Raw genomic sequence first — 22,296 nt, 5'->3', positions numbered from 1 at the left:
AACCTTCTTTCCGCTTGTGCGGCAAGAGGTGGGGCGCTACAATGCAAACCATGTCTGGGTGTTGCCTGTATAGGTTGCGCCTTTGGGTTCTAGCCAGTGCCACCTGACTAGTCCCGCCCCCTGCCAAGCCCCGCTGCCACGCGGGGCTTTGCTTTTTCATCCATCTGAACTCCGCTCCTTCGCTTCCAAAGTTCGCGGAATCCAGCCTTTTGCATTCGCCGTCCAGTGCAGCACGCCATGCTGCCGCAGCACTGCCGCCGCGCCATCGAAAGAGCGAAAAAACCGGATGCCTCCCCGGTACTGGCCGAGAATGCGCCGCTCGTTGCCAACGTGCAGCACGATCACCAGCCCGCGCTCTGTGTTCTCGATGACAGCGCCCTTGATCTCATGCGGTGCGTTCTTCGCAAACGCCTTGAAATGAGAGGGCGGCAGTACCTCCAGACTCAACGGTTCCATTTCAACCATCACTTTATACCCCACGCGCCGTATTTCATCAACATTATTAAATTTCGCCAAATCAAAAATGTATGGACTATAGTCCATGCTTTTGACCCGTCCAGCCGGTTAAGTGATTACTCAATCACTCTTTTCATCAAGTGAGCGCACCAGTTCGCGCAGAATGTCCGTGATGCTGCGCCCGGTCTTGGCGGCGTAAATCTTCAGCTTCGTGTGCTCGGCCCGGTCGAGGTCGAAATTCACCCGGACGGTGGCGGCCTTGTCGGCAAGGTCGGACAAGGTAGGGCCAGCCTTCGCGGCGCTCGGGCGGCCTGCTTTCATGCCAAGTTTCCCGCTACTCATTTTCACCTACTCCTTAATTACTCAAATGGTGCAATTGAGGAAACGGCGCACTTCCTCAGCCAGCGCCCGGATTTCCTCGGCGGCCTCGCTCGTCGGCTCTTGGTCAATGGCCGTGGTGCCGCTGGCCGCGCTGCTCGGGTAGATGACGCGCTGCGTGATGCGCGTTTGCAGGATCGGCAGGCCGTACCCGGCCAGCGCCTCGGAGACTTCCGCACCAATCTTGGTGCCCTTGATCGCACGGGACACCACGAAAGCCGCTTTTAGCTTGCCGTCGGTCAGCTCGATGCGCTGCTTGACCAAATCCACGAGGTCAGAGGTTGCCCAAATGTCGTAGGGCGACGGCTGCACCGGGATCAGCACGCAATCGGCGGACTTCATTGCCGACACGGCCAAGTCATGAGCCTGCGGCGCTCCGTCGATCACAACAAAGTCTTTCCGGGCCACGCTCTTTAGATCGCGCTCGATGGTGGGCCGGTCGATGCCAACCACGGGCACGGGTTGATCCTCGCGGACGGCGGCCCAATCGCGGGCGCTGCCCTGCGGGTCAGAATCAACCAGCAACACGTCTGCGCCGTCGAGTTGCAGGGCGCGGGCAAGGTGGGTGGCGATGGTGGTTTTACCCGCCCCGCCCTTCTGGTTCAGTACAGCAATGACTTGCATATGCGCTCCTTGAGCTATTGAGCGTTTGAGGAAAAAAGGAATTACTCAAGCGCAGTATAGCATATTGAGGATTTGAGTAAATGCACCTTTTGAGGATTTGAAGTCATAAAAAACCCCGCACGCGGCGGGGTTCGGTGGCAGGGCAGGGGAGGGCTTAGGCGGCCTGGTGGATCTCGTCGGCCACCTGTCGGCACATGGCCAGCATGTCGAGCGTGCCCGCTGCGATGGCCTCAAGGGTCGCATCATCCAGCGCCTGCACGATGCTGGTAGCCCGGCGCTCAAGCTCCTGCCGGGCGATGCGCTCCCAGTCGCTGACCTCCAGCAGTGATGCCAATGCAGTTTCATCGGCGCGTCCATACCCGCGTAAAACCTCTGAAAGCGCTTCAGTTGTGGTTGTCATCATCGTCCGGTCTCCAAGCCAGAATGATCGAAAGCGGCCAATCAGCCCAGTCGTGCCGCCTCTGCGGCGATGTGCCCAGCCAAAGCAGACACGAATGTCTTGAGGCTGGTCATCGACGACTGCTCCGTGAAGTCGCCGGTATTCACCGCACTGCGCTCTGCCGCAATGACAGCAGCGGTCGTGTAGAGCTGCTCCTGCACCAATCGCTGACACAGCAAGTCATACCGCGTGAGATACGACGCCCCCTTGAACTCCTCGAAGACCGGGAAGTGCGGCGATGAGTCACGCACCGGCCTGCGGGACTCCGGCGCGTCTTCGACCATCATCAGCCAGCCGACGAAAGGGCGTGGCTGCTTGCCGAACGCCTCTTCACGAAAGGCCGTCCAAAGATCATGGGCCGTCCCGATAGATTCCTCTGTTCGATTGTTAAAGTTGTTACCGAACGAGGGACCTACCTGGCTTTTCAGCTCGATGGCAGCAATCAGCTCTCCCTTGTAGATCACCAACAAATCCCACAGCTTCGTCGGGCGGAAGTAGCCTGGCAGGGTCAGCATCGCTCGATTCTGGTGAATCTCGGTCCAGGTAGTTTTCGCGAGCGCTGTGCAACGCTGCTGTCTCCAGCAAGAGCATAGTTTCTCGTATGTGGTCCTTGTTCCAGTCCATAATCACCTCCTAATTTTCGATGTTCTTAAAGTTCAGCCTGCAGATGTGTGGGCCAGGAAGGCCAGCCTTTCCGGCTAAGCGACACCGCTATTCGTCGCTGATGACGTCTTCGCCCTGGTATGGAACCCTGATCAGCCGAGGATCTCGAATGATGCTCGTGACGAGCCAGACATATTCCTGCTCGGCGGTATCGAAGCCGAGGATGCTGAAGGATTGGCCGAAAGGGCATGGCGGGAAGTCTGGAAAGCCCTCGCGCAGAACGTAACGCTCGGGATCGCTGTGAAACTCGCTCTTGTAGACTTTCCGTAGTCCGTGCTTGCTCGGCGCGTCCTGGTCACCTGCCGGTGCTGTTTCCCGATGCGCCACAAGGCGCTCGGACAAGTCGCGGGGGCAGATTTCGTGGAACACGTCGAAGGCGTCGATCAACAGGCCTTTATGCTCTGTCGCCGGATCGGTGATCGCGTAGATGTTGGAGGCATCTTCGCCGTCGTCCCCGCTCTCGAGGCGCAACGCCGCATCGACGCGAATGCTGCATGCATCGAGGGTTGACCCTAGTTCGAGATCGACGAGATTGCCGTCCTTGACGCGGTATTCGCGGTCATAGCCTTTGGCGATGAATGACTGGACTGCTTCTAGAACGTCGGTCACCTGGGAGGTCATGGAAGCACCTTCATCTTGAACTGGATTGGACACGCTCGCGCACAAAGCGCGCTGTGACTCGGCGGACGGAGAAGCTCGCGAAGTGCGTTACTCATAGCCACTTGGCCTTCTTGAAGCGCATGAACAGGAGAAGGCAGAACACCGCTATCACTCCGAGCACGACGAAGTAGCCATATGGCGTGTCCAGTTCCGGCATGTGCTTGAAGTTCATGCCATATATTCCGGCGATCGCCGTCGGGACCGCCAAGATCGCCGCCCAGGCCGCGAGCTGGCGAGTGACCACACCGATCCTTTGCGCTTCCAGAAGGCTGCTGGCCTCGAAGACCGTGGACAGGACAAGCAGGAGGCCGTCGACCATGGACTGCACGCGGTGGACATGGTCCGCGACGTCGTGGAAATATGGTGTCATTTCGGCGCTGAGGCAGGGAAAGTGGCCGCGAACGAGCTTTCGCACCAGCTCGGCCATAGCCCCGAGCGTGCGCTTGAACCGCGTGAGTTCGGACCTTAGTTCGAAGATTCGCGCCACCTCTTCTGGCCCGAGGAAATCGTGCAGCGACCGTCGCTCCATCGCCAGGACGTCGTCCTCGATCATTTCGAAGATGGGCAGATACTGGTCGACCACTCGGTGCAAGATCGCGTGCAGCACATAGTCGACACCCTTGCCGAACTGCGTCGGCGATGCCTCGAGTTGCTCCCGAAGTTTGCCCAGCGCTCCGGCATTGCCGTGCCGCACGGTGATAAGGTGATTGTGACCGGTGAAGATCGCCATCTTGCCGTAGCTGATCCGGTCGCCGACCAGCTCGGCGGTCTGGGCGACGACGTACAACTCATCGTTGTAGACCTCGAGCTTGGGCGGGCACAGCGGGTGCATGGCGTTGTCGATCGCCAAAGGATGGAGGTTATACGTCGTCTGGATCGCGCTGAGTTCGTCTGCGGTGGGCTCGCTAAGCGCGATCCAGCAGAAGCCCGAGCGATTCTCGTTTAGTTCGACGTGCTCATCGAGCCTGATTTCACGGACTCGCTTACCTTCGTTGTAATAATATGCGGCGATAATGGTCATGCAGGCCTCGCAGGAATTCGCAGGCCACGCTGTACAGCCGGTCGCGCCAGCCCGCGTTCGAGCCATGCCTGCACGTTCGAATAGCTGCTTAGGCCGAGGATGTCGCCCGCTGCGTAGAATTCGACCAGCGCATTCACCCAGCCAAACGTCGCAATGTCCGCGATCGAGTAATCATCGACAATCCATTCGCGGCCCTCCAGCCGGTGATCCAGGACCCCGAGAAGACGCCTGGATTCATCAACAAAGCGCTGCCGAGGTCGCTTGTCCTCATAGTCCTTGCCGGCAAATCGCAGGAAAAAGCCTAGCTGTCCGAAGGTCGGCCCAACGCCCGACACCTGAAAGAACACCCAGGCCAGAGTCTCGTACCGCTGGGCGGGTGTTGTTGAGATGAGCTGCCCCGTCTTGTCGGCCAGATAGATGAGGATCGCACCGGTTTCCCATATGCCAATGGGCTGGCCGTCAGGGCCAGCCGGATCGATGATCGCGGGTATGCGGCCGTTGGGATTCAACGACACGAACGCTGGATCCTTCGACTCGTTGTTCGAGATGTCGACGAAGTGGGGCTCATACGGCAGGCCAGTCTCCTCCAGCATCATCGAGACCTTGACGCCGTTGGGCGTGGGGGCCGCGTATAGTTGCAAGCGATCCGGATAAGATGCTGGCCAGCGCTGCGTGATGGGAAAGGAGGAGAGGTCTGTCATATCTGGATCCTGGCACTGCGACGGCGGCTGAATGGAATGATCTGCTTCAAGGCCGGGTTCGACGACCGCGTCGATTGACGCGGTCGTCGGAGGTTGCGAACCGGATCGGCGCGGCACTAACGGCAGCGAAGCCTATTCCGCCGCGGTCCCGGCCGCTGGCTGTACGTCGTCAACCTTTTGGCGCTTCGGAAGCACCCAGCCGGGACGGACGAAGTGGCAGGTGTAGCCGCCCGGGTGCTTCTCCAGATAATCCTGGTGATCGGGCTCGGCCTCCCAGAACTCGCCGACCGGCTGGACCTCGGTCACCACTTTGCCATCCCACAGCCCCGAGGCATCCACATCGGCGATCGTATCCTCGGCGACGCGCTTCTGCTCCTCGTCGACATAATAGATGCCCGACCGGTAGGAGAGCCCACGATCATTGCCCTGGCGGTTCAGCGTCGTCGGATCGTGGATCTGGAAGAAGAATTCCAGGATGTTCCGGTAGCTCGTCACTGTCGGGTCGAAGACAATCTCGATCCCCTCGGCATGCGTGCCGTGATTACGATACGTGGCGTTCGGAATATCGCCGCCCGTGTAACCCACACGGGTCGAGATGATGCCGGGCCGCTTGCGGATCAGATCCTGCATGCCCCAGAAACATCCTCCTGCGAGAACAGCGCGCTGATGCATGTTAAGCCTCCTCTACTTGATCGAGATATTCACCGTATCCCTCGGACTCCATCTCGTCGCGCGGGATGAAGCGAAGGGACGCTGAGTTGATGCAGTACCGCAGACCGCCGCGGTCGGAAGGACCATCGGGGAACACATGGCCGAGATGACTGTCTGCGTGTACTGACCTGACCTCCGTCCGGACCATGCCGTGTGCGCTGTCCCGCACCTCGTTCACGTTTGCCGAAACGATCGGCTTGGTGAAGCTGGGCCAGCCAGTACCCGAATCGAACTTGTCCGTCGAAGCGAACAGTGGCTCTCCCGACACTATGTCGACGTAGATGCCAGGCTCCTTGTTGTCGTTGTACTCGCCCGTGAAGGGCCTTTCGGTCCCCGAATCCTGGGTAATCCGGCGTTGCTCGGGGGTCAGGCGGTCAACTGCTGCCTGTGACTTCTCAAACTTCATGATAGTCTCCAATAATCTAAATAGATGCGCGGAATAGTAGATCACTGAAAGGGAACTCAGCCCGGATTGTGCGATCTGATCAATCGCCAAACCAACCAAAACCACCAACCGGACTGAGCGATGCCGATCATAGCACCAATACCCCGTGGCGAACGACGCCTGATGCAGAAAGCTATTCATAAAACGCGCGATAAAAATCATGCCCGCAGACTCACGGCCATGCTGATGCTTCATCGGGGTGAACGGGTCAGCGATGTTGCCAGAACTCTCTGTTGTGCTCGTTCATCCGTTGGTCGCTGGATTAACTGGTTTACGCACTCAGGTATTGAAGGCCTGAAATCCTTACCCGCAGGGCGCTCCCGACGCTGGCCTTTTGAACATATCTGCACCCTGTTACGTGAGCTGATAAAGCATTCTCCCGGCGATTTTGGTTATCAACGTTCACGCTGGAGCACCGAATTACTGGCATTAAAAATCAATGAGATAACCGGTTGCCAGTTACATGCAGGAACCGTTCGCCGCTGGTTGCCATCTGCGGGGCTTGTATGGCGCAGGGCCGCGCCAACTCTGCGTATCCGTGACCCACATAAAGATGAAAAGATGGCGGTAATCCACAAAGCGCTGGATGAATGCAGCGCAGAGCATCCGGTATTTTATGAAGATGAAGTGGATATCCACCTTAATCGGGGTCTGACGCTCAGTGGAACGAAAACTCACGTTAAGCAACGTTTTCTACCTCTGACGCCTCTTTTAATGGTCTCAGATGTCCTTTGGTCACCAGTTCTGCCAGCGTGAAGGAATAATGGCCGAGCATATTGATATGTCCGTGGCAAAGCGGGGAGAGGCGTGCGATATCTTCATCATTCAGTGTTTCACCTTGCGCCCGGAGATGATCCAGGGCTGCCTGCATATACATAGTGTTCCATAACACGACGGCGTTAGTGACCAGCCCCAGTGCGCCCAGTTGATCTTCCTGACCGTCGGTATATCGTTTTCTTATCTCACCTTTTTGACCGTGACAGATGGCTCTGGCAACGGCATGGCGGCTTTCTCCCCGATTAAGCTGGGTCAGAATGCGCCGGCGGTAATCTTCATCATCAATATAATTAAGCAGATACAGCGTTTTGTTGATGCGCCCCACTTCAATGATTGCCTGAGTCAGTCCGGAAGGACGTTCACTTTTCAGCAATGAACGGACCAGCACTGAAGCCTGTACTTTGCCCAGTTTCAGGGAGCCAGCGGTCCGGATCATTTCGTCCCACTGAAGGACTATTTTTCGGGGATCTGATTGCCCTCTGGCAATATCATTCAGCACGCCATAGTTGGCATCATGGCCCATTCGCCAGAAAACCGAAGCACCGGCATCAGCCAGGCGTGGAGAAAACTGGTATCCCAGCAGCCAGAAAAGGCCAAAGACAAGTTCGCTGGTACCTGCTGTATCGGTCATAATTTCGGTTGGATTCAGCCCGGTCTCCTGTTCCAGAAGGCCTTCCAGCACAAAGATAGAGTCCCTCAGCGTCCCCGGTATAACGATGCCATGAAAGCCGGAATACTGATCGGACACAAAGTTGTACCAGGTGATCCCTCTGTTATTACCAAAGTATTTGCGGTTCGGTCCGGCATTGATTGTTCTGACTGGCGTAACAAAGCGCATTCCATCTGCAGATGCCACTTCTCCGCCACCCCATATCTGTGCCAGTGGCAGCGTTGCCTGAAAATCAACCAGTCTGGCATTAGCGCTGGTGATAGTTTCAGCCCGCAGATAGTTCGCTTTTGTCCAGTTCAGCCGGTGTCGGGTCAGTGCAGGAACATTTGATCTGATCAGTGGTTCCAGACCGATATTGCAGGCTTCAGCCATCAGCACGGCGCTGATGCTGACGGGCAGATCATCAACTCTGGCACTGGCTTCACTAGCATGGAAAAACTCATCAGCAAATCCGGTATGGGCGTTAATTTCGAGCAGCAACTCTGTTAAATCCACCGGAGGGAGCAGATCACTGATCATTTTGCTCAGTCGTTTCAGACTGTCCGGCTCATCAAGACTGGCGAGGGGAGAAATTGTCAACCGGGGCTTCGGGCCAGAAACATCGAGTTCGACAGCCTCATTTTCGCCAAGACGTGCAGCAACCTGTCTGTAACGACTATCAAGCTGATGACCCAGAGATTTTATTGCTTCCTGCGGGTCTGTCGGGTGTCCCAGAGAACGATAAACCTTAATCCGGTTTGCCTGCCAGTCAGCACCCTGTAGTAATCTTGCTCGGGGATCTCCCCACCGGTTACTGCCGGTAACGTAGACATCCCTCCGCCTCAGACTATCCTGCAGTTTACTGAGAAAGCAGAGCGTGTATCCCCTGCGGGTGATATGTTTTTCCTTGTTAATCACCAGCCGTTTCCATGACCGACTGATAATTTCCGTTGGTGCGTCGTCAAAAAACTGCCGCCGTGAGCTGAACTCCCGGCTGAGGTAGTCACAGGCATTCAGAGTGGTAACCCCGGCAGGTGCGGATGAAAATTTAACGGTATTCAGCAGATGGGGCAGGAAACGACGAACGCGCCCGTACTGCTCCACCATTTCTTCATGAAAATTATCGTCTGAGGGCCGGGAAATTTCACGGACAAGCGTGATGATTTCAGCCAGCTTTTGCCTGGGGATGTAGCTGAACACCTCAGCACGAATCGATTCGTCCGGTGTTTCTTCTTTCAGCAGGTACGAACATGCGCTGGCGAGCGCCAATGCAGATTTATCCAGATCCTTCAGCGAGCGGAGCCGTTTTTTCTGCCCAATCTTTCTGGCGTCACGGATGATAACGGCCAGCATGGCGTCCAGAACGTCCAGTGCATCATCCAACGCCAGCGTTTCCCATGCAAGGACAAAGGCAACCAGAACCGCCATCCTTTTCTGCGGTGACATCCTGGCAATATTGAACACCGAAGTCATACCAGCATAACGTGCGAGATTTTTCAGGCGCACAGCCGGGAGTGTACTCAGGTTGTCAGCATGCAAGCCAAAATCGTTCAGAGTTTTCCAGCGTTCAATTGCTTCATTAAACGCCGGACCACTGATGGTCACAGGGCCTTTTTTCAGTGATTCCAGTAAAGACAGGCGGCTGCAATCAGTTGGCCCCAGCAGCATCTCCAGCTGTGAACGTTGTTCGGCTGACGGTATCAGTGCCAGTTTGTTCCACAGGCGCAACGTCGCCTTTTCCCTTACCTCTGAAATCAACCGGGTCAGCGTAGTGGCTCCGGGGAGAATAATACGATGTTGCATAAGCCACCCTGTCGCCAGATCGAAAAGCAGGCCAGGACGTTCGTTGCTTATCCAGCTCCGGGTATATAAAAGACGGGTAAGGCGAAATCATGTACAGGACCTTAAGCGGCGAGTCCATTTAAAACGCCTTCCAAGGTCCTGTTCTGTATCGACTTTCTCTGCTTGGTTCGGCAGGCGTTCTTGGCCAAATAATCGGCAGCCCATTCCAATCTTTCCCTTATTTCTGTCAGCGCCCTATGGGCCACTGCTTCCAATAGCGGTAGCCACCACGTCGCACTGTTCTTCGACGCTTTCAGCATCGATAGCGCCCCACTCATCACACTCTGCGCGACCCGTCTCTTCATCACCAGCGACAGCAGGCTCGTCCACACCAACCCCTCGGCAATCGCTTTCTCGCCCGTCACAAACCCCTTGAGCCGGTTGTGCGATTTCCACTCTTTAAATAACAACTCCACCTGCCAACGGCAGCGATACAGGCTCATCACCTGCTCTGCTGACCATGCTGCTCGCGGTAGGTTCGTCATCCACAGACAGAACCGCTTTTCCTCAGCAAACCAGCGCCGGATCAACCGGTACTCGACCTGGCCGGACTTCACCACCATATCCAGTACCTCGGCCCGACAGCGTCGCCGTCCGGCCTCTCTCAGAGATAGTCCCGCCAGCTTGGGTACTTCCCGTCCATCACCGCGCCAGGCTTGGATTATCTTGGGGTTCAGGCTTTTCGTGCCGCGCACCAGATAAAATCCGCCAGCGTCGTTCACCTGCTCAAACCAAGCCCTGTCAATGTAACCTGCGTCAGCCAGCAGCAGGCAGTTGGTCAGCGTGTGGGCTTCAGGCAGAAATTGCCGTTCCCCTGCGGTATCGGCAGACACACTCATGCACAACGGGCTCTGCTCCGACAGTGACATGGTCATATGGCACTCGATAGCTGCCGGACTGATGGTCTTGAACCGGCCGGGAAAATCAGCAGCAAGGCGCCGATGCACCGCAAAGGAGGTGCCATCGTGCAGTAACACCTGCTTGAACGCGCCGAGGGAGGCTGCTTTGAGTTGATGGTCGATACGCAAGGCGATGGCCCGCTCGACCAGGGCTTTCATAAACAGGGCAAAGCTCTCTTTGCGCAGCTGATTGTGAAACGGTTTGTAAGAAACCTGATGGGTGTTTACCAGTTGCAAGGCATTGAAATGGCGGTGTAAACCGGCAATGTCATTGACCTGGTCGCCTCCCATGGCCCGCAGCAGTGCAGGTACGAGCATGGCTGGGGTAATGGCACGCTGACGCAGACAAAACTTGCAGAGCCGAGCAATGCGCTCGAGTGCGGCGGGAGCCAAGAGTTGCTCCAGATAGTAATTAGCGTTGATAATAGTCATAGGCTTCGCGCGTGTTGATTTTGTTTGGCGATAAAATCAGATCACAAACGAAGCCTTTTTTATATCTATTTCAATTGGTTGCCGCTAAAGATCCTGTACATGAGTGAGGGTTATGGTGGCTATATGCTGGATATTGCTATTCAGATGACAGCCATATGGGGAAGATTACAGGCGCCTGAAATAACAGCAGAGTATGGAGTGACTACCACGGCTGGAGGTTGGCACGGGCTGATCCCCTCTCCCTTTGGGAGAGGGTTAGGGTGAGGGGAGCTGGCTGACCGGGTGTAGCAACCAGGCGGCATTACACCGCTGAATCTTCAGTTATTGAAATTCCACGCGATCGGCAGTTCGACGTCGAAGATAAGTGCATCCCCGTCGAGGCGAAAGGCCAGGCTGGTCTGGTGCTGGTCGTATTCGTTGATAATCAGGCAGCTCTCGGCGAAGTTGGACTCGTAGTTGATATGGGCCACTCCTTCACGGCCGTCAGCGAGTTCGATGCTGAGCACCCGCAGCGGGTTCTCCTGACTGAGGTTGACCCGGGTGTCCCCCACGTCCACCAGCCGTTCCAGCAGAGGGAAGAAATCTTGTCTGTGGGTCGTTATGGCCTGGGTGATGGCCTGCTCCAGCTCAGCCTGGGTGGCGAAGGGGCCGCCGAGTGGGTAGCGGGTCTGGATCCTTTCCTGAGTCATTGCGTTTCCTCCTGAACTGAGATGTGGCAACAGTTTGGCCGCTGCAGTGACCTGTCATGTACAGGATCTTTAGCTACAACCAATTGAAATAGATAGAAAAAAGGCTTCGTTTGTGATCTGATTTAATCGCAAAAAAAAACCGACACGCCCGAAGCCATGACTATTATCAATGCAACCCAGTACCTCAAGCAACTTCTTAGCTCTTCTGAACTCAACCGGATCGGTAAATTTACCGGTTTTTGTCAGCGACTCCGGGATATCCAGCCTGCGAGACTACTCCCGGCTCTGCTCTCAGGGCTTGGTTGCGACAAGGTGGATGGTATTGCTGGTTTGCATCGCCATTTCAATGCGTTGCAGCTCCATGATACTGACCAAATAGCGTATAAACCCTTTCACAACCAGTTACGCAAGCAGGGTTTTCCCTTGTTCATGCGCGCACTGGTTGAACGAGCCATCGCCTTACGCCTCAAGGAGTGTCTACCGGACGCCCACGGACTGGCAGGCTTTGAGCAGGTACTGCTGCAGGACGGGTCGTCATTCGCGTTACATCCGCAATTGGCAGAACATTTCCCGGGCCGATTCAATAAGCACAGCCCCGCTGCGGTAGAGTGTCATATGACCATGTCCTTGCTGGACCAGTCGCCGATATCGATGAGTATCACGGCGGATACCGAATCGGAGCGCAAGCATCTTCCGGCCGCAAATTCGTTAAATAACAAACTGTTATTGGCGGATGCCGGTTACATCAGCCGCGAGTACTTTGCTGATGTGACCAAAGCCAAAGGAAGCTATCTGGTCAGAGGGAGTCAAAATCTCAATCCCAAAGTACAGGCAGCTTACCGACAGGACGGCAGGGAAATGCCCAAGTTACTCGGAAAAAAGCTCAAGGATATCGATCGGAGAAGCTGCAGAGCCGAGGTTCTGGATCTGGATGTGAGTTCGGGAAAGTATAAATATCGACTCATAAGACGTTGGTTTGCAGAGGAAAAACGGTTCTGTATATGGATGACCAATCTTCCGCGTGAGCGATGGCCAGCCGAGAAGGTGATGGCATTGTATCGTTGCCGTTGGCAGATCGAACTGTTGTTCAAAGAGCTGAAATCACATAACCGGTTGAAGGCGTTCGCGACACGACAAAAAGCGATAGCGGAAGGCTTGATCTGGGCTAGTTTGCTGGCCTTGCTGGTCAAACGTCGGCTGGCGCTGACGCTGATTGGCAGCGCGGAGTTATCGATGCTGAAGATTGCCAAAAACAGCGCGCTTTGGTTAATGCCGATATTGGCGAGCATCATCCATGGTGCGTGGCAGGAAATAACAGAGAAGTTGGAGTGGGCAATGGTGTATTTATCCAAAAACGGCAAAAAGAGTAGGCAGAGAAAATCCAAGCAAAACAACACGTTAGACGGTATTATTAATTCGCTTGCCGCTTAAGGTTCTGTACATGAAGGCGAAATGTCCAGGGCCAGGCAAATTCACGATACTGATAGTGCTGACGTATCAGCGCTGCATGCTCACGGCGGGTATTTTCCCTCTGACCGTATTCTGCAAGAACGGTGATATCACGAATCCCGAGCTGTCTGGCGGTAAAATGCCGGACGCCGGAAGGAATATGATTCATATCGGTGAGGAAGGTGCCCAGAAAACGGACACATCCAATTTGCAGGGCAATGCCCAGACGGTTGTGATCACCTCTGCTTTTTCCGATAAATTCCTTGTCTGCTTCATCAAGATGAAAATATCGTGCCAGCTGAAGCTCATCCGGTTCACCGGTGAATCTGCCATAGCTTTCAGTCTGCTCAGTGGTCAGAAAGTCAACGGGCATATCGGCCTCCCTGCCTGACGGGCATTTAGTAACATTTTTGCAACCGTCCGAAATGTTATAAATTATCAGACATAGTAAAACGGCTTCGTTTGAGTGTCCATTAAATCGTCATTTTGGCATAATAGACACATCGTGTCTGATATTCGATTTAAGGTACATTTTATGCGAATTTTTGGTTATGCGCGGGTCTCAACCAGCCAGCAGTCCCTCGATATTCAGATCAGAGCGCTCAAAGATGCAGGGGTAAAAGCTAACCGCATCTTTACCGACAAGGCATCCGGCAGTTCAACAGATCGGGAAGGGCTGGATTTGCTGAGGATGAAGGTGGAGGAAGGTGATGTCATTCTGGTGAAGAAGCTCGACCGTCTTGGCCGCGACACCGCCGACATGATCCAACTGATAAAAGAGTTTGATGCTCAGGGTGTCGCGGTTCGGTTTATTGACGACGGGATCAGTACCGACGGTGATATGGGGCAAATGGTGGTCACCATCCTGTCGGCTGTGGCACAAGCTGAACGCCGGAGGATCCTAGAGCGCACGAATGAGGGCCGACAGGAAGCAAAGCTGAAAGGAATCAAATTTGGCCGCAGGCGTACCGTGGACAGGAACGTCGTGCTGACGCTTCATCAGAAGGGCACTGGTGCAACGGAAATTGCTCATCAGCTCAGTATTGCCCGCTCCACGGTTTATAAAATTCTTGAAGACGAAAGGGCCTCGTGATACGCCTATTTTTATAGGTGTCTGGACTCGTGGGATCATGTACCCATGCGTAGCTGGCCGCTCTTCAAGGCCAGACACGTTTTGCGTACACTGTTCCAATCCGACTCTTCACTGGCAACTCGATGACCCAGGCACTGCACAGCCAAGCCCGTACTACCCACCTGATCCGTGAGGAAATCAGGAACTCGACGCTCCCGCAGGCCGAACTGGCCAGGATGTACAACGTCACCCGCCAAACCATCCGAAAGTGGCAAAACCGCGAGTCTCCTGAAGACAAGTCGCATGCGCCGAACAAGATGTACACGACGCTCACGCCCGAGCAGGAGCTCATCGTGGTGGAGCTGCGCAAGACGTTGCTGCTGCCCACGGACGACCTGCTGGCGGTCACGCGCGAGTTCATCAATCCAGCCGTCTCGCGTGCCGGCCTGGGACGTTGCCTGCGCCGCCACGGTGTCTCGGATCTACGTAACCTGGTCGAGCAGGAAGGCACTGCGCCCGCCACGAAAAAGACCTTCAAGGACTACGAGCCGGGCTTTGTGCACATCGACATCAAGTACCTGCCGCAGATGCCCGACGAGACGGCAAGGCGCTATCTCTTCGTTGCCATCGACCGTGCTACGCGCTGGGTCTTCATCGAGCTCTATGCCGACCAGACCGATGGCAGCAGTGGCGACTTCCTCAACAAAGTCCAGCAAGCCTGTCCCGTCAAGATCGTCAAGCTTCTGACCGACAACGGCAGCCAGTTCACCGACCGCTTCACGGCTGGCGGCAAGAAGAAGGAACCCAGCGGCACACACGTGTTCGACCGCCTGTGCAAGCAGCTCGGCATCGAGCACCGGCTCATCCCGCCTCGTCATCCGCAGACCAACGGCATGGTGGAGCGCTTCAACGGTCGTATCAGCGACATCGTCAACCAGACCCGTTTTGGTTCAGCTGCCGAACTGGAATCGACGCTGCGCAATTACGTCAAGATCTACAACCACAGCATTCCGCAACGCGCGCTCCAACACAAAACACCCGTTCAGGCGCTCAAGGAATGGCATGAAAAACGCCCTGAATTGTTCAGGAAACGCGTGTATAACCAGCCGGGTCTTGACATATAGGTTAATGTCATGATAATAATGGTTTCTTAGACGTCAGGTGGCACTTTTCGGGGAAATGTGCGCGGAACCCCTATTTGTTTATTTTTCTAAATACATTCAAATATGTATCCGCTCATGAGACAATAACCCTGATAAATGCTTCAATAATATTGAAAAATGACTTGGTTGAGTACTCACCAGTCACAGAAAAGCATCTTACGGATGGCATGACAGTAAGAGAATTATGCAGTGCTGCCATAACCATGAGTGATAACACTGCGGCCAACTTACTTCTGACAACGATCGGAGGACCGAAGGAGCTAACCGCTTTTTTGCACAACATGGGGGATCATGTAACTCGCCTTGATCGTTGGGAACCGGAGCTGAATGAAGCCATACCAAACGACGAGCGTGACACCACGATGCCTGCAGCAATGGCAACAACGTTGCGCAAACTATTAACTGGCGAACTACTTACTCTAGCTTCCCGGCAACAATTAATAGACTGGATGGAGGCGGATAAAGTTACAGGACCACTTCTGCGCTCGGCCCTTCCGGCTGGCTGGTTTATTGCTGATAAATCTGGAGCCGGTGAGCGTGGGTCTCGCGGTATCATTGCAGCACTGGGGCCAGATGGTAAGCCCTCCCGTATCGTAGTTATCTACACGACGGGGAGTCAGGCAACTATGGATGAACGAAATAGACAGATCGCTGAGATAGGTGCCTCACTGATTAAGCATTGGTAACTGTCAGACCAAGTTTACTCATATATACTTTAGATTGATTTAAAACTTCATTTTTAATTTAAAAGGATCTAGGTGAAGATCCTTTTTGATAATCTCATGACCAAAATCCCTTAACGTGAGTTTTCGTTCCACTGAGCGTCAGACCCCTAATCCCAGCTGTAGCGGCCTGATTACATCCGGCCGCTACACCTAGCTCCACCTTCAAACAAGGAATATCGTTGATGTCACTGTATCGCCGTCTAGTTCTGCTGTCTTGTCTCTCATGGCCGCTGGCTGGCTTTTCTGCCACCGCGCTGACCAACCTCGTCGCGGAACCATTCGCTAAACTCGAACAGGACTTTGGCGGCTCCATCGGTGTGTACGCGATGGATACCGGCTCAGGCGCAACTGTAAGTTACCGCGCTGAGGAGCGCTTCCCACTGTGCAGCTCATTCAAGGGCTTTCTTGCTGCCGCTGTGCTGGCTCGCAGCCAGCAGCAGGCCGGCTTGCTGGACACACCCATCCGTTACGGCAAAAATGCGCTGGTTCCGTGGTCACCCATCTCGGAAAAATATCTGACAACAGGCATGACGGTGGCGGAGCTGTCCGCGGCCGCCGTGCAATACAGTGATAACGCCGCCGCCAATTTGTTGCTGAAGGAGTTGGGCGGCCCGGCCGGGCTGACGGCCTTCATGCGCTCTATCGGCGATACCACGTTCCGTCTGGACCGCTGGGAGCTGGAGCTGAACTCCGCCATCCCAGGCGATGCGCGCGATACCTCATCGCCGCGCGCCGTGACGGAAAGCTTACAAAAACTGACACTGGGCTCTGCACTGGCTGCGCCGCAGCGGCAGCAGTTTGTTGATTGGCTAAAGGGAAACACGACCGGCAACCACCGCATCCGCGCGGCGGTGCCGGCAGACTGGGCAGTCGGAGACAAAACCGGAACCTGCGGAGTGTATGGCACGGCAAATGACTATGCCGTCGTCTGGCCCACTGGGCGCGCACCTATTGTGTTGGCCGTCTACACCCGGGCGCCTAACAAGGATGACAAGCACAGCGAGGCCGTCATCGCCGCTGCGGCTAGACTCGCGCTCGAGGGATTGGGCGTCAACGGGCAGTAAGGCTCTGAAAATCATCTATTGGCCCACCACCGCCGCCCTTGCGGGCGGCATGGATTACCAACCACTGTCACATTTAGGCTAGGAGTCTGCGCGGCAGAGCCGTGTGACCGGTTTTCTGTAGAGCACTGACGATGGCGGCGGCGCTCTCTGCAATTGGCAAGGCGTCGGCGCCAAGGATACCAATCTTGCGGCGCGCGGCGTGTTATGACGACTGGGGTGCATTTGAGCCGCCCCATTTAACCTTCGCCCTCACAGATACGCCATTCGCCTCAGATTTAGCGCCATGCAGACGAGCTTCCACTCGGCTTGCACCTTGTCCAGGCCCCTCATGCTGAACTGACGCAATCCCATCACCGCCTTGATCCAACCATTCGGAGCCTCCACGATCGACTTGCGCCGGCGGTAAGCTGCATCGCCTTGCTCCGTTTTCAATTTCGCCGCAATCGCCGCCGTATGCGGATGGGTCTTGGCATTGACCTTGGCATCTTCACGTCCCTCGCGGCCGAGGGCAACGATGACATCGCCGTGGTGATCGGCGACCTTTGCCAGAACAGCCTCACTACGGAATCCCGCATCCGCCAGCGTCTGGGCCGGCATTTCTCCGGTGTTGGCCTGAACTGCTGCCAGCATGCCCAGCAGCGCCTGACTGTCCGCGGCGCAGTTGGTCAACTCCGCCGCCACGATGATCTGGTGCTCGGCATCGACCGCTGTGTACCCGTTGTAGCTCTGCTCGGAGCCACCACCGGCGTGTTTCATGATCCGGCTGTCCGGATCGGTGAAGCTTTCCTGATCACGGTCATCCGGCACACCAAACTCGCGTTTGTACGAGCCACCGCCCTTGTCCGAGCCATCCGGATGGCGAGGCCGGCGGCCATCGTCTTCGCTGCGCCCCCGGGCCTGGTCCGCTTCACGCTGGCGCGCTTCCAGGCGCGCCTTTGCCGCCTGGATCGCCTCCAGGCGCTTCTCGCGGCGAGAAATCTCGGCAGGAATGTCCAGCTCCGGCTCGTTACGCTCCTGGTCGTCGGTAGCCTTGGCGCGATCAAGCAGCGCCTTGATCTCGCAATGCAATTCGTCCTCGGCCGGCTTCATGCGCTTATAGCTCATCGCCTTGTGGTCGCCATGTTTGGCGGCTTCGTATTCAGGTTCTTTAGAGAGATCCTTTAGATCGCCGTTCCTCACTACTGCCGGGAAGTCTCCCCAGGGAGCACGTTCGGCCTTATGTTCGGTCATGGTTTCAATCCCGGTCAGCGTCCCATATAGCCCCGAAACCTGCCAGGTGGGCCAAGATAGACCAGGCACCATAAGCAATAGGGCTAGGGTTGGTTTTGCTCACCCAACGCCTGAAGGTTCGGGTTCCCTTTCCGCTGCCTCTCTCACCAGGCAAACCAACGAGATCAGCGACATCAACGCCACTGAGAGGCTTACTAAGCCCTTTTCGTTGCCTAATCAGCTCCAACACCTCTTTGATTTCATCGGCGGTTGGAGCCTGCCAATCTTCAGCGAACGGCCTAAGCGTTTCAGGTCTAATCATGCGATAAATCCTCAAATAGCCCCGGTCAATGCCGGGGCTTTTTTATCAATGGGTAACGGTCGCGGCGGCCTCCCGATACGCCTTCAGTTCAATCAAGAGCAAGCCAAGCTCCCGCATCTTCATGCGCGGCATATGAACGGGGCGGCGGGCCGTCAGAGCGTCGCCAATGTGTTTTGCAAGTGATACAATATCCGTATTCATCGCGTTTATCCTCAAATTGACCGGTGAAAGCCCCTGTGATTGGTTGCAGCCATACCAGGGGCACCATTTCTTTTTCTACCTATGCACCTCCTTTAAGAGCCCCGGCCATCACCGGGGCTTTCTGTTGCTAGTCTATTGCGGCCAAGATGGCCTCTTTTTCGTCATGCTCACAAGCCCAATCCCGCAAGCTGTGATACAGCCTTGAAAACCGCTCCTGGTCAGCGCCTTCTGTGTGAAATGACAGATGGCTATAGAGGTAGAGGCAAGCGGTAATCCCGGCAGCATCGGCGCTCATTTGGCCACTAAAGTAGTTCATGGCCTCGATGTTCAGCATTTCATCACGACGCCCAGGAGCCATATAAAAGCCGCCGTTCGACAGCTCCCACATAAGCCAATAAGCCCCGCGATACTCGCGGCAGAGCCCTTTCATTTGCTGGTAAAGCATCGACTCGAAAACCACATAGAAACGGCCTACATAGCGGGGCATTGCAGCCATACGGCGAGGGGTGGCGACCAGGGAGCAGATCAGGGGATTAAGTTCTGTTTGCATCATCGGAGTTCTCCGGTATTGACCGTGGCGGGTGCCCGGCCTTCTGAGATATATAATAGGCCATTTTGGCCTATTGTGTCAAGCGGGTACAATAAAAAATAGGCCAAATCGGCCTACTTTTTTTCTCTCCAACTGAGCCACATTTTATTCAGCTCCAGGCTGCGGGCTGGCCAATCTGGCAGATTCACCGCATGGGCGCGGTAGTTGATCCGAGTATTCAGAGTGCAACGGGGAAAGGGGTTGGCCACCTTGCAGTAACGATAAAACAGACCGACGAGGCGAGCACCGTAACGATCACGCTCCCAGGTCAAAACGTTGTGCATATGCTCGCGGCGTTCGCGTATCCATTCTCGATAGAGTTGGTGAAAGGTGCGGTTAGCTGTGTGGATCATCGGAGTTCTCCGGTATTGACCGTGGCGGGTGCCCGGTCTTCTTAATTAAGATTATAGGCCAAAATGGCCTACTATGGCAAGAAAAAGCGCGCTCTACGTTAAAAAAATCACGTAGTCGCGGGGGATTGCCGCCAAGATTTCGCATAGCGTCGCCTGATTTCGTACGTACGAAATGGGCCACCTGGTCGAGCTGCTGCCGATGCCTGGTGAGTTGGCCACCTGGTTGATTTCCTTCTGGCGTCCAGATCTGAACTTGGCCACCTGGTCGAGCTGCTGCCGGTGCCTGGTAAGTTGGCCACCTGGTTGATTTCCTTCTGGCGTCCAGATCTGAACTTGGCCACCCGGTCGAGCTGCTGCCGGTGCCTGGTAAGTTGGCCACCTGGTCGAACTGCTGCCGGATCTAAAGGTGGAATATTAAGCAGGTAGTGATAGACTGAGATCCAGCATGGCTATACGCCTGCTAACCCCTCAAAAGAAAGCAGCCTCTAGGGCTGCCATCCGTTACGAAATCTCACTCACTTTGAAATAGCCATCTAAACGGCTTTACACCTGGCCGCCTGAAGGGCAACCGCTGAGGCTTCGCCATTAGTAATAGGGGAGGGACTTGTCTCACTGTTTTGTTGAGGTGAAGGCTTGCCCAGGCGATACCATTTAGCCCGGCTCATGCCCATAGCTTCCCAGGGCTTTTGCCTGCTCAATGAGTTGGCTTCATAGGCTTCACGCTCAAGCTGGCCAGCGGCGCGGCGACGTTCTTCATCACGCAGTCTATCGCGCTCTCTGCGGCGCTTCTGAGCCTCGTCAGTGCTGATAATCGTCTTCAGTTGCTCTTGTTCTTGCTGTGAGATCTGGAATAGGTTGATCAGCGTGTCGTTTTTGGGCGTGTATAGCGGTGCAAACGACTTTCCGCCGAACTCGACACGTTCCCCAGCCTCATAGGATTTCGCCTTGCTGTAGAGCGTCATAAGCTCTTTGGAGCGGTAAGACCAACGAGTATCCAGCTCGGAGGAAAGAGCGGCGGCCTCATGGTACATCTGGGCGCTGTTTGTTGCCCCGGAGAGAAGGAGAAAGTTAAGACGCCAGAAAAGATGCCTCATTCGCTCGCCTTCGTTGATTCCACCTCTGAGCTGGCCCAACTTGCGTAGGTCTTCCAGGGGGAACCGCAGAATTCGGAAAAAATCGTACGCTAAGCTAAGGAAGGTCTGAAAAAGCCCCCGCTCGAGAAATGCATCCCAGCAACCATGCGGGTTACAGAGCGGTGATTTCGCGAAACATGGGCTTTTTCAGAGCTTCCTTAGCGTTACGATAAAGCTAGCATGGAAACGATAGGTGCAAGCAAGTTAAGGGTTGCATCGCGCATGTCAATCTAGGCTATACCTCAACTGGGCGTCAGTCGGCTCACTGGCATCGCGTCAGACTAGGGCCGCTTTCTGCATTATCTGACGCCTAAACGTCAAACTCTATGGCCTCAACCTGACAGGCCGCATGCTTAGCGTACGATTTTGTCCGTTTTCTCTACCGTCCCCATCCAGGGGCTGATCGGTCGCCAGCGCGACCAGAACCGGCTTGAGGTTATCATTCGTGCAGCGGACTCCTGATACTGTTCGTTCAATAGACGACTGCACAACAGCCTTCAAACCGCGTTGTCTGGTGCAGTCGTCTTCTGAAAATGACAAAAACCGCCCCTTGCGGCAACTGTCCAACAAACCACCGTTTGCTGAACACTTGCCGGGTTACGATGAAACACCAACAAATGCCGCTCACTGCCTGCCCTGCCACGCCTTCACGGCCTCGGCCTGCGCCTGTGCCGCATATCCTTCATCGAGACTGCCGAAGGTGTCCGCCGCTACCTCGTCCATTAGGGTCTGCAAGGCCGTGTCGGCACTATCCGCTTGCGCAACAAGTTGGGCCTGTCGGCGGGCTTCCATCGCTGCCTCGGCGGCTTGCAAGTCCTCTCGGTCTTGCAGTTCCTCCACGATGTTTTCGCGCCAAGTCGCATCACTGCCCGCCTCGTTGCATAGCTCGCTGAGACGCTGCGCGGCATCCTCTGAACGAGCAAAAAGCCGCGCACATCGCAGGATGCGGGCGGCTTCTTCCGGGTTGCCTCTGGCTTGGTCGAACAAGAGCATTTCGCCCACGGCGGCGAGGGCTTCAAGCTCAAGCTGCTTGTCGTCGCCGCTCATTTCGCGTGCGCCTTGTGCGCCTCAACGTAGGAGCGCAAAACAGCATTCATGCGCGACTGATAACGCTTGCCGGTGTGCTTGAAGAACTCCAACACTTCGGCATCAATGCGCAGCGTGATTTGCTTCTTGGTGTGGGGCAATTGCTCCGCTGCCTTCATCCAGACAGCATCAGGCAGATAGGGTGCATCGCTATAGTCGATCTGCTCATCCGGCATCGAGGCCACGGCATCCAGTCGCGCCTTCTGCTCGGCGCTCAACTGTGGCGGCTTCTTGAGGTCAAGAGTTCGCTTCACGATATTGCTTTCTTTCGTCGGCATTTGCTTTCCTCGCAGAGATAAGGCGGATGGTTTCCTCGTGTCGGACGGTGTAGACCACATACAGGACAGCCGAGTAGGCAAGCCCAATCGTTGCCCAACGATCTTCCCCGTAGTCCTCGCGTCCGTCGTAGGCTTCAACCCGCCCGGAGTCGTAAAAAACAAGCTCGGCATCCTCGAAGGAAACGCCGTGCTTTTTCAGGTTTCGTGCCGCTTTATCGGCGTCCCATTCAAGTTCCATTGTGTTCTTATTGTAGCGTCTTTTTGTA

General features: G+C 55.4%; 23 protein-coding genes and 6 pseudogenes. 6 read left to right on the top strand and 23 right to left on the bottom strand.

Annotation, left to right across the window (positions count from 1 at the left end; all coding sequences use genetic code 11):
* Window positions 1-156 precede the first annotated feature (156 nt).
* From parC to msrB, 10 genes and pseudogenes are all read right to left on the bottom strand, one after another.
* A complete protein-coding gene (parC, locus tag ACPW74_RS23445) occupies window positions 157-543 on the bottom strand; it encodes a ParC family partition-associated protein (protein ID WP_011270177.1) in 387 nt (128 codons plus the stop codon).
* Between the two features lie 33 nt (window positions 544-576).
* Window positions 577-777 (bottom strand): plasmid partition protein ParG, encoded by a 201-nt coding sequence (locus ACPW74_RS23440; RefSeq protein ID WP_008166578.1) that lies wholly within the window; start codon window positions 775-777, stop codon window positions 577-579.
* 42 nt (window positions 778-819) lie between these two features.
* On the bottom strand, window positions 820-1,458 hold the full coding sequence (gene parA / locus ACPW74_RS23435; RefSeq protein ID WP_033996216.1) for a ParA family partition ATPase: 639 nt from the start codon (window positions 1,456-1,458) through the stop codon (window positions 820-822).
* Between the two features lie 154 nt (window positions 1,459-1,612).
* Entirely contained in the window at window positions 1,613-1,792 is a 180-nt protein-coding gene (locus ACPW74_RS23430; RefSeq protein ID WP_232038188.1) for a hypothetical protein, read from the bottom strand.
* Window positions 1,793-1,899: 107 nt separating this feature from the next.
* Window positions 1,900-2,433 (bottom strand): annotated as a pseudogene (locus ACPW74_RS23425) (type-2 restriction endonuclease); the annotation flags it as partial.
* Window positions 2,434-2,608: 175 nt separating this feature from the next.
* Complete coding sequence (locus tag ACPW74_RS23420) at window positions 2,609-3,181, bottom strand: hypothetical protein (protein ID WP_004099040.1); 573 nt, start codon at window positions 3,179-3,181, stop codon at window positions 2,609-2,611.
* Window positions 3,182-3,272: 91 nt separating this feature from the next.
* On the bottom strand, window positions 3,273-4,241 hold the full coding sequence (locus ACPW74_RS23415; protein ID WP_018716208.1) for a magnesium and cobalt transport protein CorA: 969 nt from the start codon (window positions 4,239-4,241) through the stop codon (window positions 3,273-3,275).
* Window positions 4,238-4,942: a glutathione S-transferase N-terminal domain-containing protein gene (locus ACPW74_RS23410; protein ID WP_004099038.1), complete on the bottom strand. Its 705-nt coding sequence runs from the start codon at window positions 4,940-4,942 to the stop codon at window positions 4,238-4,240. The genes ACPW74_RS23415 and ACPW74_RS23410 overlap by 4 nt, the downstream gene beginning before the upstream one ends.
* A gap of 132 nt (window positions 4,943-5,074) precedes the next feature.
* Complete coding sequence (gene msrA / locus ACPW74_RS23405) at window positions 5,075-5,614, bottom strand: peptide-methionine (S)-S-oxide reductase MsrA (protein WP_023294902.1); 540 nt, start codon at window positions 5,612-5,614, stop codon at window positions 5,075-5,077.
* A 1-nt stretch (window position 5,615) separates the two neighbouring features.
* Window positions 5,616-6,059, bottom strand: coding sequence for a peptide-methionine (R)-S-oxide reductase MsrB (msrB, locus tag ACPW74_RS23400; protein ID WP_023338003.1), 444 nt, complete (start codon window positions 6,057-6,059; stop codon window positions 5,616-5,618).
* A gap of 120 nt (window positions 6,060-6,179) precedes the next feature.
* Between msrB and ACPW74_RS23395 the strand changes: the two are divergent.
* Window positions 6,180-6,743: pseudogene (locus ACPW74_RS23395) on the top strand (IS630-like element ISEc33 family transposase); the annotation flags it as partial.
* 67 nt (window positions 6,744-6,810) lie between these two features.
* Here ACPW74_RS23395 and ACPW74_RS23390 read toward each other — a convergent pair.
* From ACPW74_RS23390 to ACPW74_RS23380, 3 genes and pseudogenes are all read right to left on the bottom strand, one after another.
* Window positions 6,811-9,414 (bottom strand): annotated as a pseudogene (locus ACPW74_RS23390) (Tn3-like element Tn3 family transposase); the annotation flags it as partial.
* A 14-nt stretch (window positions 9,415-9,428) separates the two neighbouring features.
* The gene (locus tag ACPW74_RS23385) at window positions 9,429-10,697 is read right to left on the bottom strand and encodes an IS4-like element ISApu1 family transposase (RefSeq protein ID WP_011191342.1); all 1,269 of its coding nucleotides are present in this window, start codon (window positions 10,695-10,697) and stop codon (window positions 9,429-9,431) included.
* Window positions 10,698-11,014: 317 nt separating this feature from the next.
* Window positions 11,015-11,386 carry a hypothetical protein gene (locus ACPW74_RS23380; RefSeq protein WP_004099020.1) on the bottom strand — a complete coding sequence of 124 codons (372 nt, stop codon included), beginning with the start codon at window positions 11,384-11,386 and terminating at the stop codon, window positions 11,015-11,017.
* Window positions 11,387-11,542: 156 nt separating this feature from the next.
* On the opposite strand from ACPW74_RS23380, the gene ACPW74_RS23375 reads away from it, so the two are divergent.
* On the top strand, window positions 11,543-12,817 hold the full coding sequence (locus tag ACPW74_RS23375; RefSeq protein ID WP_011191341.1) for an IS4-like element ISApu2 family transposase: 1,275 nt from the start codon (window positions 11,543-11,545) through the stop codon (window positions 12,815-12,817).
* Window positions 12,818-12,830: 13 nt separating this feature from the next.
* On the opposite strand, the pseudogene ACPW74_RS23370 reads toward ACPW74_RS23375, so the two are convergent.
* Window positions 12,831-13,208 (bottom strand): annotated as a pseudogene (locus tag ACPW74_RS23370) (DUF4158 domain-containing protein); the annotation flags it as partial.
* A 162-nt stretch (window positions 13,209-13,370) separates the two neighbouring features.
* Between ACPW74_RS23370 and ACPW74_RS23365 the strand changes: the two are divergent.
* From ACPW74_RS23365 to ACPW74_RS23350, 4 genes are all read left to right on the top strand, one after another.
* Window positions 13,371-13,928, top strand: coding sequence for a recombinase family protein (locus ACPW74_RS23365; protein WP_001217881.1), 558 nt, complete (start codon window positions 13,371-13,373; stop codon window positions 13,926-13,928).
* 122 nt (window positions 13,929-14,050) lie between these two features.
* The gene (locus ACPW74_RS23360) at window positions 14,051-15,031 is read left to right on the top strand and encodes an IS481-like element ISKpn27 family transposase (RefSeq protein WP_013213985.1); all 981 of its coding nucleotides are present in this window, start codon (window positions 14,051-14,053) and stop codon (window positions 15,029-15,031) included.
* Between the two features lie 122 nt (window positions 15,032-15,153).
* Window positions 15,154-15,756, top strand: a complete 603-nt coding sequence (gene bla / locus ACPW74_RS23355; RefSeq protein WP_078207265.1) for a class A beta-lactamase — start codon at window positions 15,154-15,156, stop codon at window positions 15,754-15,756.
* 221 nt (window positions 15,757-15,977) lie between these two features.
* Window positions 15,978-16,859: a carbapenem-hydrolyzing class A beta-lactamase KPC-2 gene (locus ACPW74_RS23350; RefSeq protein WP_004199234.1), complete on the top strand. Its 882-nt coding sequence runs from the start codon at window positions 15,978-15,980 to the stop codon at window positions 16,857-16,859.
* 249 nt (window positions 16,860-17,108) lie between these two features.
* Here ACPW74_RS23350 and ACPW74_RS23345 read toward each other — a convergent pair.
* From ACPW74_RS23345 to ACPW74_RS23305, 9 genes and pseudogenes are all read right to left on the bottom strand, one after another.
* Window positions 17,109-17,972: pseudogene (locus ACPW74_RS23345) on the bottom strand (IS1182-like element ISKpn6 family transposase); the annotation flags it as partial.
* A 121-nt stretch (window positions 17,973-18,093) separates the two neighbouring features.
* Window positions 18,094-18,390 carry a transcriptional regulator gene (locus ACPW74_RS23340; RefSeq protein ID WP_013213987.1) on the bottom strand — a complete coding sequence of 99 codons (297 nt, stop codon included), beginning with the start codon at window positions 18,388-18,390 and terminating at the stop codon, window positions 18,094-18,096.
* A gap of 45 nt (window positions 18,391-18,435) precedes the next feature.
* On the bottom strand, window positions 18,436-18,591 hold the full coding sequence (locus ACPW74_RS23335) for a hypothetical protein (protein WP_013213988.1): 156 nt from the start codon (window positions 18,589-18,591) through the stop codon (window positions 18,436-18,438).
* 127 nt (window positions 18,592-18,718) lie between these two features.
* On the bottom strand, window positions 18,719-19,144 hold the full coding sequence (locus ACPW74_RS23330) for an antirestriction protein (RefSeq protein WP_013213989.1): 426 nt from the start codon (window positions 19,142-19,144) through the stop codon (window positions 18,719-18,721).
* Window positions 19,145-19,254: 110 nt separating this feature from the next.
* Window positions 19,255-19,533, bottom strand: coding sequence for a hypothetical protein (locus tag ACPW74_RS23325; protein ID WP_013213990.1), 279 nt, complete (start codon window positions 19,531-19,533; stop codon window positions 19,255-19,257).
* Window positions 19,534-20,066: 533 nt separating this feature from the next.
* Window positions 20,067-20,684 (bottom strand): annotated as a pseudogene (locus ACPW74_RS23320) (replication protein); the annotation flags it as partial.
* 606 nt (window positions 20,685-21,290) lie between these two features.
* Window positions 21,291-21,713, bottom strand: coding sequence for an antitoxin MazE-like protein (locus ACPW74_RS23315; protein WP_015060223.1), 423 nt, complete (start codon window positions 21,711-21,713; stop codon window positions 21,291-21,293).
* On the bottom strand, window positions 21,710-22,030 hold the full coding sequence (locus ACPW74_RS23310) for a BrnA antitoxin family protein (protein ID WP_045286807.1): 321 nt from the start codon (window positions 22,028-22,030) through the stop codon (window positions 21,710-21,712). Before ACPW74_RS23310 ends, ACPW74_RS23315 begins: the two co-directional genes overlap by 4 nt.
* Window positions 21,990-22,268: a BrnT family toxin gene (locus ACPW74_RS23305; RefSeq protein WP_015060221.1), complete on the bottom strand. Its 279-nt coding sequence runs from the start codon at window positions 22,266-22,268 to the stop codon at window positions 21,990-21,992. Before ACPW74_RS23305 ends, ACPW74_RS23310 begins: the two co-directional genes overlap by 41 nt.
* Window positions 22,269-22,296: the final 28 nt, after the last annotated feature.

Origin of the sequence: Aeromonas sp. INTO2 (assembly GCF_049860605.1) — a bacterium.
GTDB lineage: Bacteria > Pseudomonadota > Gammaproteobacteria > Enterobacterales > Aeromonadaceae > Aeromonas > Aeromonas caviae.
Note: the sequence above shows the minus strand (reverse complement) of the source record. Positions and strands in the feature narration are given on the sequence as shown.